At 72.8% G+C, this 15,906-nt stretch carries 13 protein-coding genes; 12 read left to right on the top strand and 1 reads right to left on the bottom strand.

From position 1 onward, the window contains the following. Nucleotides 1-3 precede the first annotated feature (3 nt). Nucleotides 4-546 carry a beta-class carbonic anhydrase gene (locus tag ACFZAU_RS16130; protein WP_499607771.1) on the bottom strand — a complete coding sequence of 181 codons (543 nt, stop codon included), beginning with the start codon at nt 544-546 and terminating at the stop codon, nt 4-6. A 235-nt stretch (nt 547-781) separates the two neighbouring features. On the opposite strand from ACFZAU_RS16130, the gene mraZ reads away from it, so the two are divergent. The 12 genes from mraZ (at nt 782) to ftsZ (ending at nt 15,900) form a co-directional block, all read left to right on the top strand. After that, complete coding sequence (gene mraZ, locus ACFZAU_RS16135; protein WP_499607774.1) at nt 782-1,213, top strand: division/cell wall cluster transcriptional repressor MraZ; 432 nt, start codon at nt 782-784, stop codon at nt 1,211-1,213. A 156-nt stretch (nt 1,214-1,369) separates the two neighbouring features. Beyond that, complete coding sequence (gene rsmH, locus ACFZAU_RS16140) at nt 1,370-2,338, top strand: 16S rRNA (cytosine(1402)-N(4))-methyltransferase RsmH (protein WP_500552682.1); 969 nt, start codon at nt 1,370-1,372, stop codon at nt 2,336-2,338. Next, entirely contained in the window at nt 2,335-2,766 is a 432-nt protein-coding gene (gene ftsL / locus ACFZAU_RS16145) for a cell division protein FtsL (protein ID WP_500552683.1), read from the top strand. Before rsmH ends, ftsL begins: the two co-directional genes overlap by 4 nt. A 70-nt stretch (nt 2,767-2,836) precedes the next feature. After that, on the top strand, nt 2,837-5,191 hold the full coding sequence (locus ACFZAU_RS16150; protein WP_500552684.1) for a peptidoglycan D,D-transpeptidase FtsI family protein: 2,355 nt from the start codon (nt 2,837-2,839) through the stop codon (nt 5,189-5,191). Nucleotides 5,192-5,360: 169 nt separating this feature from the next. Continuing rightward, nucleotides 5,361-6,956 (top strand): UDP-N-acetylmuramoyl-L-alanyl-D-glutamate--2,6-diaminopimelate ligase, encoded by a 1,596-nt coding sequence (locus ACFZAU_RS16155; RefSeq protein ID WP_500552685.1) that lies wholly within the window; start codon nt 5,361-5,363, stop codon nt 6,954-6,956. Continuing rightward, complete coding sequence (locus ACFZAU_RS16160; protein WP_499607789.1) at nt 6,953-8,377, top strand: UDP-N-acetylmuramoyl-tripeptide--D-alanyl-D-alanine ligase; 1,425 nt, start codon at nt 6,953-6,955, stop codon at nt 8,375-8,377. Before ACFZAU_RS16155 ends, ACFZAU_RS16160 begins: the two co-directional genes overlap by 4 nt. Then, entirely contained in the window at nt 8,377-9,441 is a 1,065-nt protein-coding gene (mraY, locus tag ACFZAU_RS16165; RefSeq protein ID WP_018557111.1) for a phospho-N-acetylmuramoyl-pentapeptide-transferase, read from the top strand. The genes ACFZAU_RS16160 and mraY overlap by 1 nt, the downstream gene beginning before the upstream one ends. Nucleotides 9,442-9,521: 80 nt before the next feature. After that, entirely contained in the window at nt 9,522-10,931 is a 1,410-nt protein-coding gene (murD, locus tag ACFZAU_RS16170) for a UDP-N-acetylmuramoyl-L-alanine--D-glutamate ligase (protein ID WP_500552826.1), read from the top strand. A gap of 40 nt (nt 10,932-10,971) precedes the next feature. Beyond that, nucleotides 10,972-12,372: a putative lipid II flippase FtsW gene (gene ftsW, locus ACFZAU_RS16175; RefSeq protein WP_500459513.1), complete on the top strand. Its 1,401-nt coding sequence runs from the start codon at nt 10,972-10,974 to the stop codon at nt 12,370-12,372. Nucleotides 12,373-12,378: 6 nt separating this feature from the next. Beyond that, a complete protein-coding gene (murG, locus tag ACFZAU_RS16180) occupies nt 12,379-13,470 on the top strand; it encodes an undecaprenyldiphospho-muramoylpentapeptide beta-N-acetylglucosaminyltransferase (RefSeq protein WP_499607796.1) in 1,092 nt (363 codons plus the stop codon). Between the two features lie 183 nt (nt 13,471-13,653). Then, nucleotides 13,654-14,427: a cell division protein FtsQ/DivIB gene (locus ACFZAU_RS16185; RefSeq protein ID WP_500552686.1), complete on the top strand. Its 774-nt coding sequence runs from the start codon at nt 13,654-13,656 to the stop codon at nt 14,425-14,427. A gap of 246 nt (nt 14,428-14,673) precedes the next feature. Beyond that, nucleotides 14,674-15,900 (top strand): cell division protein FtsZ, encoded by a 1,227-nt coding sequence (ftsZ, locus tag ACFZAU_RS16190; RefSeq protein WP_500552687.1) that lies wholly within the window; start codon nt 14,674-14,676, stop codon nt 15,898-15,900. Nucleotides 15,901-15,906: the final 6 nt, after the last annotated feature.

The following is a 15,906-nucleotide window of genomic DNA, read 5'->3' on the forward strand; positions in this document are numbered from 1 at the left end:
CCGTTACTCGTTTGTGATTTCGCGCAGCAGGCCGGTGTGCACGTCGAACACGAACCCCCGCACATCGTCCGTGTGGGTCAGGAAGGGCGAGGTCCGGACCCGCTGGATGGACTGCCGCACGTCCTGGTCGACGTCGCGGAAGGACTCCACCGCCCAGGTCGGACGCTGGCCCACCTCCTCCTCCAGCTCCGTGCGGAACTCCTCGGTCAGCGACTCCAGGCCGCAGCCGGTGTGGTGGATCAGCACGACCGAGCTGGTGCCGAGGGCGCGCTGGCTGATGGTCAGCGAGCGGATGGTGTCGTCGGTGACCACGCCGCCGGCGTTGCGGATGGTGTGGCAGTCGCCGAGTTCCAGGCCCAGCGCCTTGTGCAGGTCGAGCCGGGCGTCCATGCAGGCGACCACGGCCACCTTCAGGACGGGGCGGGCGTCCATGCCGGGGTCGCGGAACTGCTCGGCGTAGCGCCGGTTCGCCTCGACCAGCCGGTCGGTGACGGAGGCCGTGCCGGTGCCTGCGGGAACCGCGGACTGATGCGCGTTTATCGACATGACACGACCGTAGAGGGCACGGTCCGTTCCGACCTGCTGTGGCGTCCGGCAAATCTCGGTCAAACCGGTCCACTGTGAGGTAACCCACAGGCGTCGCGCGCGCTCGCCCGTGCGGGTGATTCGGGCGGCGGGGCCCACGCGGGCGCCCGCGCCAGGGCAGGCTTCTCGTTGACCGTGGGGACCGGTGGAGTAAAGTGGCGCGAAGTGGGTCGCCAGCCAAGTGCGGGAGGTGCGGATGTTCCTCGGGACGTACGCGCCACGGCTGGACGACAAGAGCCGGCTGGTCCTCCCCGCGAAGTTCCGCGAGCAGCTCGCGGACGGCCTGGTCATCACCAAGGGCCAGGAGCGCTGCCTGTACGTATGGCCGGTCGAGGGCTTCCGCGCCCTCACCGAGGAGCTCCGCCGGGCCCCCCTCACCTCCAAGGCGGCACGCGACTACATGCGCGTGCTCTTCGCCGGCGCCCACGACGAGGTCCCCGACAAGCAGGGCCGGGTCACCCTCCCGCAGCCCCTGCGCGACTACGCGGGACTGCGCCGCGACTGCGCGGTGATCGGCGCCAACACCCGGGTCGAGGTGTGGGACGCGGCGGCCTGGGAGGACTATCTGGCGGGTCAGGAGGACGCCTTTTCGGCGTTGTCCCAGGAGGTGCCTCCCGGCTTACCGTGACCTCGCCCGTAGCCTGATGACTCACGTACGAGTACGTGACGCTCGGCCTCCTCCCGCTCCCCGGTCCGCTGGCACTCCTTCCCCGGTGCCAGATGGCCGCCCACGAGCGGGCGGGGACCCAGTGGTACGTCCCCGAGAGCAGATGAGAAGGGCTTCATGAGCACCACCCCGTCCGAGCCACGCCACGTCCCGGTCATGCTGGACCGCTGCCTGGACATGCTGGCCCCCGCCCTCGGCACGCCGGGCGCCGTGGTCGTGGACGCCACCCTCGGCCTCGGCGGGCACAGCGAGGCGCTGCTGCGGCGGTTCCCCGAGGTCCGGCTGGTCGCCGTCGACCGCGACCCGGCCGCGCTCAAGCTCGCCGGCGAGCGGCTCGCGCCGTACGGGGACCGGGCCACCCTGGTGCACGCGGTCTACGACGAGATCCCCGAGGTGCTGGCGGGGCTCGGCGTCCCCAAGGTGCAGGGCGTCCTGTTCGACCTCGGCGTCTCCTCCATGCAGCTGGACGAGGCGGACCGCGGCTTCGCCTACGCCCAGGACGCGCCGCTGGACATGCGCATGAACCAGACCGCGGGCATCAGCGCCGCCGAGGTCCTCAACACCTACCCCCCGGGCGAGCTGGTGCGGGTGCTGCGCGAATACGGTGAGGAGAAGTTCGCCCGCAAGATCGTGGAGGCGGTCGTCCGCGAGCGCGCACGCGAACCCTTCAGCACCAGCGCCCGGCTGGTCGAGCTGATCCGCGAGGCGCTGCCCCAGGCCGCCAAGCGGACCGGCGGCAACCCGGCCAAGCGCACCTTCCAGGCGCTGCGCATCGAGGTCAACGGGGAGCTGACGGTGCTGGAGCGGGCCATCCCGGCGGCCGTCGCCGCGCTCGCCGTCGGCGGCCGGATCGCCGTGCTCTCGTACCACTCCCTGGAGGACCGCCTCGTCAAGGGCGTCCTCGCGGCCGGCGCGGCCACCACGGCGCCGCCCGGGCTGCCCGTGGTGCCCGAGCAGTACCAGCCGCGGCTCAAGCTCCTCACCCGCGGCGCCGAACTGCCCACGGAGGACGAGATCGCCGCCAACCGCCGGGCCGCACCGGCCCGGCTGCGCGGCGCCCAGCGGATCCGGGAGGCCCTGGCGTGAGGCGGCGCAGCTCGGCGGCGCGCTCGCCCTTCGTGCTGCTGATCGTGCTGCTGCTCGGCGGCGGCCTGATCACCCTGCTGCTGCTCAACTCGGCGGTGAACCGGGACTCCTTCAAGCTCAGTGAGCTGCAGAAGAAGACCACCCAGTACACCGACGAGGAGCAGGCGCTGCAGCAGGAGGTCGACCGGTACTCGGCGCCGGACGCGCTGGACGGGCAGGCCCGCGAACTGGGCATGGTCCCCGGCGGCAACCCGGCCTTCCTCGCCCCCGACGGCACCGTCCTCGGCAAGCCCGGTGCCGCGCCCTACGTGCCGGCGCCCAGCCCGAGCACGGCGCCGGCCACCGTCGCGCCCAGCGGCTCCGCGGCCGCCTCCCTGGGCCCGACGCCCTCCGCCAAGCCCAGCACGAGCCCGAAGGAGACCCCGTGACCGCAGCTCCGGGGCCCCGTGCCCTCCCGCCTCGATCCGCCCGCCCGGCCGGCCGGGAAGGTGCCGGGGCGTGGTGACCCGTGACGGGGAGCCACCGCGCGACAGGGGCGAGCGGGGCGAGCGGCGTGAACGCGCCGACCGCGACAAGGGCGCGGGCCGTCCGGGGCCAGGCGCCCAGGGCCGCGCCGACCGCGGTGAGGGCGGTGGGGCCACCCCTCGGCGCCGCCCGGTGCCGCGCGGACGCGAGGGCGACGCCGGAACCCCCGCACGCGACGGCGAGGGCGGGGAGCCCCGCCGCAGGACGCCCCCGGGGCAGCAGGCCGGGGCGCGCAGGGCCGCCGGGGCACGCGGCGCCAGGCCGCGCGAGGAGGCCGCCCGGGCCGCCCGCGGCACGGGCCGCGACCCGCGCGCCCGCAGGCCCGCCCCCGGCCAGGAGAAACCCGGCACCTCCGCCGTGGCGCACGGCCGCACCCCCGGCGCGCGCAGGCCGGCCGGCGCACGCGAACGCGACGCCGGGGCCGCCCGCGCCCGCTCCGGCCGCGCGACCGTACCGCCGCGGCGCAGGCCGCCGCGCCCGGTCACCCCGGCCGGCGCCCCGCTGCTGCGGCTGGGCCGGCCCCGCCCCCGCCTGCGGCTGGTCAGCATCGCGCTGACCCTGGTGATGCTGACCTTCGTCATCCGGCTCTTCCAGGTGCAGGCCGTGGACGCCGCGACGTACGCCGCCAAGGCCGAGGTCAACCGGAACGTGAAGGTGACCCTCGCCGCCGAGCGGGGGACGATCACCGACCGCAACGGCGTCGACCTGGCCACCACCGTCGACGCGTACGACATCACGGCCGACCCGATGCTCTTCGCCCCCGAGTACGCGGAGGCCGACGACGCCCCGGCGCGCGCCGCCGCACTGCTGGCGCCGATCGTCGACGGGGACGAGAAGAAGATCGCGAAGCAGCTCGCCAACTACCCGGGGTCCCGCAACGAGATCATCGCCCGGCAGCAGTCGCCGCAGGTCTGGAACCAGATCAAGGACCTGCAGAGCGCGCTCGCCGACCGGGCGGAGAAGGGCGACGGCGTCAACTACCTCGCCGGGGTCTTCCGGCTCCGGCACGCCAAGCGCGTCTACCCGGCGAACGACCTCGCGGCGGGCGTGATCGGCTGGGTGAGCGCCTCCGGCACGGGCGGCGGCGGTCTGGAGAGCCGCCTGGACAAGGCGCTCGCCGGCAAGGACGGCACCGTCACCTACGCCCAGTCCGGCGGCCGCCGCGTGCCGACGGCCAGCGTGCAGGAGCGCGCCGCCGAGCCCGGCACCGACGTGGAGCTGACGTTGGACCGGGACATCCAGTGGGCCGCCCAGCGGGCGATCACCCAGCAGGTGCGCGCGTCCGACGCCGACCGCGGTTACGTCATCGTCCAGGACACCCGCACCGGGCAGGTGCTGGCCATGGCCAACGCACCCGGTTTTGACCCCAACGACCTGACCCGGGCCGACCCCACCGCCCTCGGCAACGCCGCCCTGCAGGACGCGTACGAGCCGGGCAGTGTCAGCAAGCTGATGTCCATGGCGGCGGTCCTCGACGAGGGCGTGGCCGCCCCCGACACCCACGTCACGGTGCCCGGCACCCTGCCGCGCGCCGACCGGGTCTTCCACGACGACGTGGACCACGGCACCTGGCACCTGACGCTGAACGGCGTGCTCGCCAAGTCCAGCAACATCGGCACGATCCTGGCGGCCGAGCAGCTCGGCAAGAACCAGAAGCAGGCGAACCGCGTCCTCTACTCATATCTGAGGAAATTCGGCATCGGGCGGCCCACGGGGGTCGGGTTCCCCGGGGAGACGCCCGGCATCCTGGCGAGGCCGGACAAGTGGAACGCGTCCCAGCAGTACACCATCCCCTTCGGGCAGGGCCTGTCGCTCAACGCGCTGCAGGCCACCTCGGTCTACTCGACGATCGCCAACGGCGGGGTCCGGGTCGAACCCAGCCTGGTGCGCGGCACGACCGGCCCGGACGGCCGCTTCGTCCCGTCCCCGGTGCCGGCGAAGAACCGGGTGGTCAGCACGAAGACCGCCAGGACGCTGTCCACCATGCTGGAGTCCGTGGTCGGCGACGAGCAGGGCACCGGCATCAAGGCCCGGATCGCGGGGTACCGCGTCGCGGGCAAGACCGGCACGGCCAACCGGGTGGACCCGGAAACGGGCACCTACAGTGGCTACACGGCCTCCTTCATGGGGTTCGCCCCGGCCGACGACCCCCGGCTGACCGTGTCGTGCGTGATCCAGAACCCGACCCGCGGCAGTTATTTCGGTGGTCAGATCTGCGGCCCGGTGTTCAAGCGGGTCATGGAGTTCGCCCTGAAGTCCCTGCAGGTGGCGCCGAGCGGAGTCAAGGCCCCGAACCTGCCGGTCGAGTGGGACCCCGCGAAGCCGTGACCGGCGGCCAGGGGAGGAAGGAACGGCGGCCGTGAACGGACACGACCCCACAGCGGCGGGTACGGGCGGTAGCCCCGCGCACGCGGACCGTACCGGAGGAAGCGGCAGGCCGGAAGCCCGGCGAGGGGCTTTTGGCCCGGAGCCCGGCCCGCCGGGTACTCTCACGGCCGTGTCACTCGCTGATCAGTCCCCCGGCCCCGAACCACGGCAGCCGGGCGCACCCCGCCCCACCCAGGTCCGGCCCGTACCGCCCGCGGAACTGGCCGCGCGGCTGGGCGTGGAGCCGCCCGCGCCCGGTGCCGCCCCGGTCACCGGGATCACGCACGACTCGCGCGCCGTCCGCCCCGGAGACCTCTACGCCGCCCTGCCCGGCGCCCGCTTCCACGGCGCGGACTTCGCCCCGCAGGCGGCCGAACTGGGGGCCGCCGCGATCCTCACCGACCCGGCGGGCGCCGACCGCGCCCGCGCGACCGGCCTGCCGGTGCTGACCGTCGAGGACCCCCGGTCCCGGATGGGGGACCTGGCCGCCGAGATCTACGGCCGCCCGGGCGACGCGCTGCTGCAGATCGGCATCACCGGCACCTCCGGCAAGACCACCACGGCCTACCTCATCGAGGGCGGCCTGCGGGCCGTCCACGGCGACCGGACGGGGCTGATCGGCACCGTCGAGTCGCGGATCGGCGACGAGCGGCTCAAGAGCGAGCGCACCACCCCCGAGGCCACGGACCTGCAGGCGCTCTTCGCGGTGATGCGCGAGCGCGCCATCGAGGCCCTGGTCATGGAGGTCTCCAGCCACGCCCTGGTGCTGGGCCGGGTCGACGGCGCGGTCTTCGACGTCGCCGTCTTCAACAACCTCAGCCCCGAGCACATGGAGTTCCACTCGGGCATGGAGGACTACTTCCAGGCCAAGGCGCAGCTGTTCACCCCGCGCCGCAGCAGGACCGGGGTGGTCAACCTCGACGACGAGTACGGCCGCCGCCTGGTGCGCGAGTCCCAGGTCCCGGTGACCACCTTCTCCGCCGAGGGCCACCCGGACGCCGACTGGCGCGCCGAGCACGTGGTGACCGGGCCGCTGCGCTCCACCTTCACCGTGGTGGGCCCGGGCGGCGTGCGGATCGAGGCCGCCTCGCCCCTTCCCGGGCCCTTCAACGTCGCCAACGCGCTCGCCGCGATCACCGCCCTCGCGGTGGCCGGGATCGACCCGCAGGCGGCCGCCCAGGGCGTCGCCGCCGTCCCGGGCGTCCCGGGCCGGCTGGAGCGCGTCGACGCCGGGCAGCCGTACCTCGCGGTCGTCGACTACGCCCACAAGACCGACGCCGTGGAATCGGTGCTGCGGGCCCTGCGCAAGGTCACCAAGGGCAGCCTGCACATCGTCCTCGGCTGCGGCGGGGACCGCGACGAGACCAAACGCGGCCCCATGGGCGCCGCCGCGGCACGGCTGGCCGACACGGCCGTGCTGACCTCCGACAACCCCCGCTCCGAGGACCCGCTCGCGATCCTCACCGCGATGCTGTCCGGAGCGGCCGGGGTGCCCGCGCACGAGCGGGGCCATGTCGTCGTCGAACCCGACCGGGCGGCGGCCATCGCGACCGCCGTCGCCCTGGCCCGGCCGGACGACACCGTACTGGTGGCCGGCAAGGGCCATGAGCAGGGCCAGGACATCGCCGGAGTGGTACGCCCCTTCGACGACCGAGAAGTGCTGCGCGCGGCCATCGAACGGGCCGCCGCCACACCAGCACAGGAGAAGGACCAGGACCAGCTGTGATCCCACTCACCCTCGCCGAGGTCGCACACGCGGTCGGCGGGAGCACGCACGACATACCGGACCCGACGGTGCCCGTCACCGGGTCCGTGGAGATCGACTCCCGCAAGGTGACGCCGGGCGGCCTCTTCGTCGCCTTCCAGGGCGAGCGCGTGGACGGCCACGACTACGCGGAGCAGGCCGTCGCGGCCGGAGCGGCGGCCGTGCTGGCCGCCCGGCCGGTCGGCGTGCCCGCGATCGTCGTGGACGACGTCCAGCTCGCCCTCGGCGCCCTGGCCGCGCACGTCATCGACCGGCTCGGCGCCACCCTTGTGGCGCTTACCGGTTCGGCGGGCAAGACCAGCACCAAGGACCTCACCGCACAGGTGCTCAAGCGGCTCGCCCCGACCGTCTGGACACCCGGCTCCCTCAACAACGAGATCGGCCTGCCGCTGACCGCGCTGCGCGCCGACGCCTCCACCCGGCACCTGGTGCTGGAGATGGGCGCCCGCGGCATCGGCCACATCGCCTACCTCACCGAACTGACCCCGCCGCGCATCGGCGTCGTCCTCAACGTCGGAACCGCCCACATCGGCGAGTTCGGCGGCCGCGAGCAGATCGCCCGGGCCAAGGGCGAATTGGTCGAGGCGCTGCCGGACGCCGCCGACGGCGGCGTCGCGGTGCTGAATGCGGACGATCCCCTCGTACGCGCCATGTCATCCCGCACCAAGGCGCGCATCGTGCTGTTCGGCGAGTCCGCCGACGCCGACGTCCGCGCCGAGAACGTCCGCCTCAACGACCGAGGTCAGGCCGTCTTCACGCTCACAACACCTACCGGGTGCAGCGAAGTGACCTTGCGCCTGTACGGTGAGCACCACGTGTCGAACGCGCTTGCCGCGGCCGCCGTAGCCCGTGAACTCGGCATGCCCGTCGACGAGATCGCCACCGCGCTCTCCGAAGCGGGCACGCTGTCCCGCTGGCGCATGGAGGTCGTCGAACGGCCGGACGGCGTGACGGTCGTGAACGACGCCTACAACGCGAACCCCGAATCCATGCGAGCCGCCCTGCGCGCGCTCGCGGCCATGGGGCGTGCCGCAGAGGCACGCGGGGGACGCACGTGGGCGGTGCTGGGCGAGATGGCGGAGCTCGGCGGGGAGGCCCTCGCGGAGCACGACGCTGTCGGACGGCTCGCCGTCCGGCTCAACGTCAGCAAGCTCGTGGCAGTCGGCGGCCAGGCGGCCGCCTGGGTGCAAATGGGCGCCTACAACGAGGGTTCGTGGGGTGAGGAGTCGGTGCACGTGTCCGACGCTGAGGCGGCGATCGACCTGCTGCGCAGTGAACTGCGTCCGGGGGACGTCGTGCTGGTGAAGGCATCGAGGGCGGTCGGCCTGGAGCGGGTCGCACTCGCGCTGCTCGACGGCGTCGAGGGCGGGGGCGCTCAGTAATGAACCAGATCCTGGTCTCGGGCGTACTCGGGCTGTTCCTGTCCCTCATCGGCACCCCGATGCTGATCAAGCTGCTGGCCCGCAAGGGCTACGGGCAGTTCATCCGGGACGACGGCCCGAAGGAGCACCACAGCAAGCGCGGTACGCCCACCATGGGCGGCATCGCGTTCATCCTGGCCACGCTCGTCGCGTACGCGCTCACCAAGGTCATCACCTCGGAGCGCCCGACGATCTCCGGCGTGCTGGTGCTCTTCCTCTTCACCGGTCTGGGCGTGGTCGGCTTCCTCGACGACTACATCAAGATCGTGAAGCAGCGCAGCCTCGGTCTGCGGGCCAAGGCCAAGATGGCGGGTCAGCTGATCGTCGGCATCACCTTCGCGGTGCTGTCGCTGCAGTTCGCCGACTCCCGGGGCGTCACCCCGGCCTCCACACGGCTGTCCTTCACGCAGGACTTCGGGTGGTCCCTCGGCCCGGTGATCTTCGTGATCTGGGCGCTGTTCATGATCCTCGCGATGTCGAACGGCGTGAACCTCACCGACGGCCTCGACGGCCTGGCCACCGGCGCCTCGGTGATGGTCTTCGCCTCGTACACCGTCATCGGCGTGTGGCAGTACGGCCAGTCCTGCTCCAACGTCATCACCGCGGGGCCCGGCTGTTACGACGTACCGCATCCGCTCGACCTCGCGGTCGTGGCGGCCGCGCTCATGGGCGCCTGCTTCGGCTTCCTGTGGTGGAACACCTCGCCGGCCAAGATCTTCATGGGCGACACCGGATCGCTCGCGCTCGGCGGCGCCCTGGCCGGTCTGGCCATCTGCTCCCGCACCGAGATGCTGCTGGCGATCCTGGGCGGCCTCTTCGTCCTGATCACCCTCTCCGTGGTCATCCAGGTCGGTTCCTTCCGCCTGACCGGCAAGCGCGTCTTCCGCATGGCGCCACTGCAGCACCACTTCGAGCTCAAGGGCTGGAGCGAGGTCCTGGTCGTGGTCCGCTTCTGGATCATCCAGGGCATGTGCATGGCCGTCGGCCTCGGTCTCTTCTACGCGGGCTGGGTGGCCGCGCAGTGACGTCGGCCCCCGGGCAGGAACCCGGCCCCCTCAAGGACGGCCCCCCGCCGGCCGCCGTCGAGGCGGCCGGGCGGCTCGGCCTGCCGGGCCGCCGGGTCACCGTCGCCGGCCTGGGCGTCTCGGGGGTGCCCGCCGCCAAGGCGCTGCACGCCCTCGGCGCCCTCGTGACCGTCGTCAACGACGGCGACGACGAGCCGGCCCGGGCGCAGGCCGCCGAACTGGAGGCGCTGGGCGTCACCGTCCGGCTCGGGGACGGCCGCACCCTGCCCGAGGGCACCGAACTGATCGTCACCTCGCCCGGCTGGCCGCCCGCCGCCCCGCTCTTCGCGGCCGCCGAGGCCGCGGGCGTGCCCGTGTGGGGCGACGTGGAGCTGGCGTGGCGGCTGCGCGGCCCCTCGGCGGCGCCCTGGCTGGCGGTCACCGGCACCAACGGCAAGACCACGACCGTGCAGATGCTCGCCTCGATCCTGACCGCCGCGGGCCTGCGCACCGCGGCGGTCGGCAACATCGGCACGCCCGTGCTGGACGTCGTGCTGTCCGGCGAGGAGTACGACGTCCTCGCCGTGGAGCTGTCCAGCTACCAGCTGCACTGGGCCCCCTCGGTCCGCCCGCACTCGGCCGCGGTGCTCAACCTCGCCCCGGACCACCTCGACTGGCACGGCTCCATGGCCGCCTACGCCGCCGACAAGGGCCGCATCTACGAGGGCAATGTCGTCGCCTGCGTCTACAACCTCGCGGACCCGGCCACCGAGGCGCTGGTGCGCGAGGCCGACGTCGAGGAGGGCTGCCGCGCGATCGGCTTCGGCCTCGGCAGCCCGCGGCCCTCGGAGCTCGGGGTCGTCGACGGCATCCTGGTCGACCGGGCCTTCGCGCCCGAGCGGCACAAGAACGCGCAGGAGCTCGCCGAGGTCTCCGACGTGCACCCGCCGGCGCCGCACAACATCGCCAACGCCCTGGCGGCGGCCGCCCTCGCCCGCGCGTTCGGCGTCGCGCCGGCCGCCGTCCGGGACGGCCTGCGCGCCTTCCGGCCGGACGCCCACCGCATCGCCCACGTGGACCGGATCGACGACGTGGACTACGTCGACGACTCCAAGGCCACCAACACCCACGCCGCCGAGGCCTCCCTCGCCGCGTACGAGCACATCGTCTGGATCGGCGGCGGCCTCGCCAAGGGGGCGACGTTCGACGAACTGGTCACGACCGCGGCCAAGCGGCTGCGCGGCGCCGTGCTGATGGGGGCGGACCGTGCCCTCATCCGTGAAGCGCTCGCGCGACACGCCCCCGAGGTCCCGGTCGTCGACCTCGACCGCACCGACACTGGGGCGATGGCGGCGGCCGTCCACGCCGCGCGGGACCTCGCCCAGCCGGGGGACACGGTGCTCCTGGCACCGGCCTGCGCCTCGATGGACATGTTCGCGAACTACAAGGCTCGCGGAAACGCCTTCGCGGAGGCCGTACGGGATCTGCGGGCGCCCGGCGCCGGGCAGTAGCCGGAGCCGCTCCGGCCCGTACCGCGACCTAGGAGGGGACATGACGGCAGCCGACCACGGCGACGCCTCCGGTTCTCGTTCCCGCAACGCCCTCAAGGCGCCCGCCCGCCCCGCGCGGTCGGCGCCGCCGCGCCCCGGGGCGGCCGCCCCGGGGGCGCGTACGCCCGGCGGGAAGGCGCCGCGGGGCAGCGCGCTGCGCGGCGCCAGGGTCGTCCTGGACCGCGCCATGCGCGCCTGGGACCGCCCGCTCACCGCGTACTACGTCATCCTCGGCAGCAGCCTGCTGATCACCGTGCTCGGTCTGGTGATGGTCTTCTCGGCCTCGCAGATCAAGGCGCTGGAGTACGGGCTGCCGTCGACGTACTACTTCCGCAAGCAGCTGTTCGCGGCCGTGCTCGGCACCGGCCTGCTCGTCGCGGCCTCGCGGGTGCCGGTACGGCTGCACCGCACGCTGTCGTACCCGCTGCTCGTCGGCTCGGTGTTCCTCATGGCCCTGGTCCAGGTGCCGGGGATAGGGCAGTCCGTCAACGGCAACCAGAACTGGCTCTATCTCGGCGGCCCGTTCCAGCTGCAGCCCAGTGAGTTCGGCAAGCTCGCGCTCGTCCTGTGGGGCGCAGACCTGCTGGCCCGCAAGGAGGACCTGAAGCTCCTCGTCCAGTGGAAGCACCTGCTGATCCCGCTGGTGCCGGTGGCCTTCCTGCTGCTCGGCCTGATCATGCTCGGCGGTGACATGGGCACCGCGATCATCCTCACCGCGATCCTGTTCGGGCTGCTGTGGATCGCCGGTGCCCCCACCCGGCTGTTCGCGGGGGTGCTGGGCGTCGCGGGGGTGATCGGCTTCCTGCTGATCAAGACCAGCGGCAACCGCATGGAGCGGCTGGCCTGCATCGGCGCCACCGACGTCACTCCCGGTGGCGGCTGCTGGCAGGCCGTGCACGGGATCTACGCCCTCGCCTCGGGCGGATGGTTCGGTTCCGGGCTCGGTGCGAGCGTGGAGAAATGGGGCCAACTGCCCGAACCGCACACCGACTTCATCTTCGCCGTGACCGGGGAGGAACTGGGGCTGACGGGCACGCTGTCGGTGCTCGCCCTCTTCGCGGCTCTAGGCTATGCGGGTATCCGCGTGGCCGGTCGAACGGAGGACTCCTTCGTCAGGTTTGCCGCGGGAGGCGTGACGACGTGGATCACGGCCCAGTTCGTGGTCAACATCGGTGCGGTGCTCGGCCTGCTGCCGATCGCCGGTGTCCCGCTCCCGCTGTTCTCCTACGGGGGCTCGGCCCTCCTGCCGACCATGTTCGCGATCGGGCTGCTCATCTCGTTCGCGAGGAGCGAGCCCGGCGCGCGAGCGGCGCTCAACGCGCGGGGGCCCGGCTACTGGCCGGGGGCAATGACACGGACGATGAGGCGGTTCGTCAGACGGCGGCCGTCCGGAGAGCGGTGAATTTCGGTGCATGTCGTACTCGCCGGTGGGGGGACCGCCGGCCACATCGAGCCCGCGCTCGCGCTCGCCGACGCCCTGCGCAGGCAGGACCCGACCGTGGGGATCACGGCACTCGGCACCGAGCGGGGTCTGGAGACCCGGCTGGTGCCGGAACGCGGCTACGAGCTGGCGCTCATCCCCGCCGTCCCGCTGCCACGCAAGCCCACCCCCGAGCTGATCACCGTCCCGGGGCGGCTGCGCGGCACCATCAAGGCCGCCGAGCAGATCCTGGAGCGCACCAAGGCCGACGCCCTCGTCGGCTTCGGCGGCTACGTCGCCCTGCCCGGCTACCTGGCCGCCAAGCGGCTCGGCGTGCCGATCGTGGTGCACGAGGCCAACGCGCGTCCGGGCCTCGCCAACAAGATCGGCTCCCGCTACACCACCCACGTGGCCGTGAGCACCCCGGACAGCAAGCTCCGGCACTCCCGCTACGTCGGCATCCCGCTGCGCCGGTCCATCGCGACCCTCGACCGCGCCGCGGTCCGCGCGGAGGCGCGTGCCGCCTTCGGCCTCGACCAGACCCTGCCGACCCTGCTGGTCTCCGGCGGCTCCCAGGGCGCCCGGCGGCTCAACGAGGTGATCGCCTCCGTCGCCCCGCGCCTGCAGCAGTCCGGGGTCCAGATCCTGCACGCGGTCGGCCCGAAGAACGAGCTCCCGCACGCCGACAACATGCCCGGCATGCCGCAGTACATCCCGGTCCCCTACCTGGACCGGATGGACCTCGCCTACGCCGCCGCCGACATGATGCTCTGCCGGGCCGGCGCCATGACGGTGGCCGAGCTGTCCGCGGTGGGCCTGCCGGCCGCGTACGTCCCGCTGCCGATCGGCAACGGCGAGCAGCGGCTGAACGCGCAGCCGGTCGTCAAGGCCGGCGGCGGCGTCATCGTCGACGACGCGGACCTCACCGCGGAGTGGGTGCTCGGCAACGTGCTGCCGGTCCTGACCGATCCGCACCGGCTGTACGAAATGTCCCGCGCCGCCGCCGAGTTCGGCCGCCCGCACGCGGACGAGCTGCTCGTCGGCATGGTCCACGAGGCGATCGCTGCGCGCCGCCGCTGAATCACGGTGCCGGCCGGGCCCCTCCGGCGCCCCCGCGGACCGCGCCGGGGGCGCCCCGTGCTCCGTTGGGGTCACGGGGGAGGGGGCCCGGCCCACCCGGCGGCGCGCGGCCGCCCCGGCACCCAGCACGACGACTAGCCTGCCCGGAAGCGGAAGGCAGTTCCGACGACCCCGGAGGCGAAAGTGGCCGTACCGACGACCGTCGAGGCGGCCGGCGACCAGGACGGCGGGGCCGAGCCCCCGCCGCGGCGGAGCCGGCGCCTCATCGTCCTCACGGCGCTCGCCGCGGCCACCGTGCTGGGCGGCACCGGCACCTGGCTGCTGTACGGCTCCGCCTGGCTGCGCGCGACGCACGTCCGCGTGACGGGCACCGAGGTGCTCCACCCCGACGAGGTCCGCGACGCCGCGCAGGTCCCGCTCAACGGGCCGCTGGTTTCCGTGGACACCGACGTGATCGCCCGTCGGCTGAAGGCGCGGCTGCCGCGCATCTCCGCGGTGGAAGTGGAGCGTTCGTGGCCGCACACGATCACGCTGAAAGTGACGGAGCGAACTCCCGCCGCCCTGGTGAAAGGTGACGGGTACTTCATCGAAGTCGACGCGGACGGCTTCCGGTTCGACGAGCGGGACACTCCCCTGAAGGGTGTACCGATCATCGAATTGCGGCCCGACCGCGACTCCGCGAGCTATCGACTTTTTGGGACAAAGCGGCTATTGGCGGCGGCGGTTCAGGTCGCGGCGGACCTGCCGAAGGTCGCATACCGGGACGCACAGCTCATCGAGGTGCGCTCATATGACGACATTACGGTCGAACTGACGCGGGGGCGTGCGGTGATGTGGGGGAGCGCGGATCAAGGGGCAGAGAAAGCGGTTGCTCTCGCGGCCCTGATGAAAGTCGAGCACGATGCCGAGTTCTTCGACGTGAGTGCCCCAACATCCCCTGCCGCATCGGACGGTTGACGTCCCAGCCTTCTGTTCGACACCCTGGTTGGTCCGGCTCTGGCGTGATCACATAGGGTCAAAAGAAAAACGGGAGGTTCGGCGTGTTCGTTGAACGCGAACCGCTTGTCGATTTAGTGTCCTGTCCCAACGACAGTGCGGGACAGACATACTGGTAACCCTAAACCTCAGGGTTAGGGTTCGGATCGGCGGGCCTTCCCGACCGTCCCCACAGGTATACGTAACTCGAGGCGAGAGGCCTTCGACGTGGCAGCACCGCAGAACTACCTCGCAGTCATCAAGGTCGTCGGCATCGGCGGCGGTGGCGTGAACGCCATCAACAGGATGATCGAGGTCGGTCTCAAGGGCGTCGAGTTCATCGCGATCAACACCGATGCGCAGGCCCTGCTCATGAGCGACGCCGACGTCAAGCTGGACGTCGGCCGGGAGCTCACTCGCGGACTCGGCGCCGGCGCCAACCCCGACGTCGGCCGCAAGGCCGCCGAGGACCACCGCGAGGAGATCGAAGAGGTGCTCAAGGGCGCCGACATGGTCTTCGTCACCGCGGGCGAGGGCGGCGGCACCGGCACCGGCGGCGCGCCCGTCGTGGCCAACATCGCCCGCTCGCTGGGCGCGCTGACCATCGGTGTGGTGACCCGCCCGTTCACCTTCGAGGGACGCCGCCGCGCCAACCAGGCCGAGGACGGCATCGCAGGACTGCGCGACGAGGTCGACACCCTCATCGTGATCCCCAACGACCGGCTGCTGTCCATCTCGGACCGCCAGGTGAGCGTGCTGGACGCCTTCCGCTCCGCGGACCAGGTGCTGCTCTCCGGTGTCCAGGGCATCACCGACCTGATCACCACCCCGGGTCTGATCAACCTCGACTTCGCCGACGTGAAGTCGGTGATGTCCGAGGCGGGTTCGGCCCTCATGGGCATCGGTTCGGCCCGCGGGGACGACCGCGCGGTCGCCGCGGCGGAGATGGCGATCTCCTCGCCGCTGCTGGAGGCGTCCATCGACGGCGCCCGGGGCGTGCTGCTCTCCATCTCCGGTGGCTCGGACCTCGGCCTCTTCGAGATCAACGAGTCCGCCCAGCTGGTGAGCGAGGCGGCCCACCCCGAGGCCAACATCATCTTCGGCGCGGTCATCGACGACGCCCTGGGCGACGAGGTCCGCGTCACCGTCATCGCGGCCGGCTTCGACGGCGGCCAGCCGCCGACCCGCAACCGCGACAAGGTGCTCGGCTCGTACGCGTCCTCCTCCCGCGAGGAGAGCTCCTCCCCGGCCCCGGCCCGTCCGGCCGCCCAGTCCGCCGAGCCGGCCCGCCCGGCCTTCAGCGGCCTGGGCAGCGTCACCCAGCGTGAGGAGGAGCCCAAGCCGGAGCCGGTCGCCGAGGTGCCGGCCCAGCCGATCGCCCCCCAGGTTCCCCCGGCGCGTCCGTACCAGGACACCGCCGCCGAGGAACTCGACGTACCCGACTTCCTCAAGTAAGCACTG

This window comes from Streptomyces sp. NPDC008238 (assembly GCF_042956445.1).
GTDB lineage: Bacteria > Actinomycetota > Actinomycetes > Streptomycetales > Streptomycetaceae > Actinacidiphila.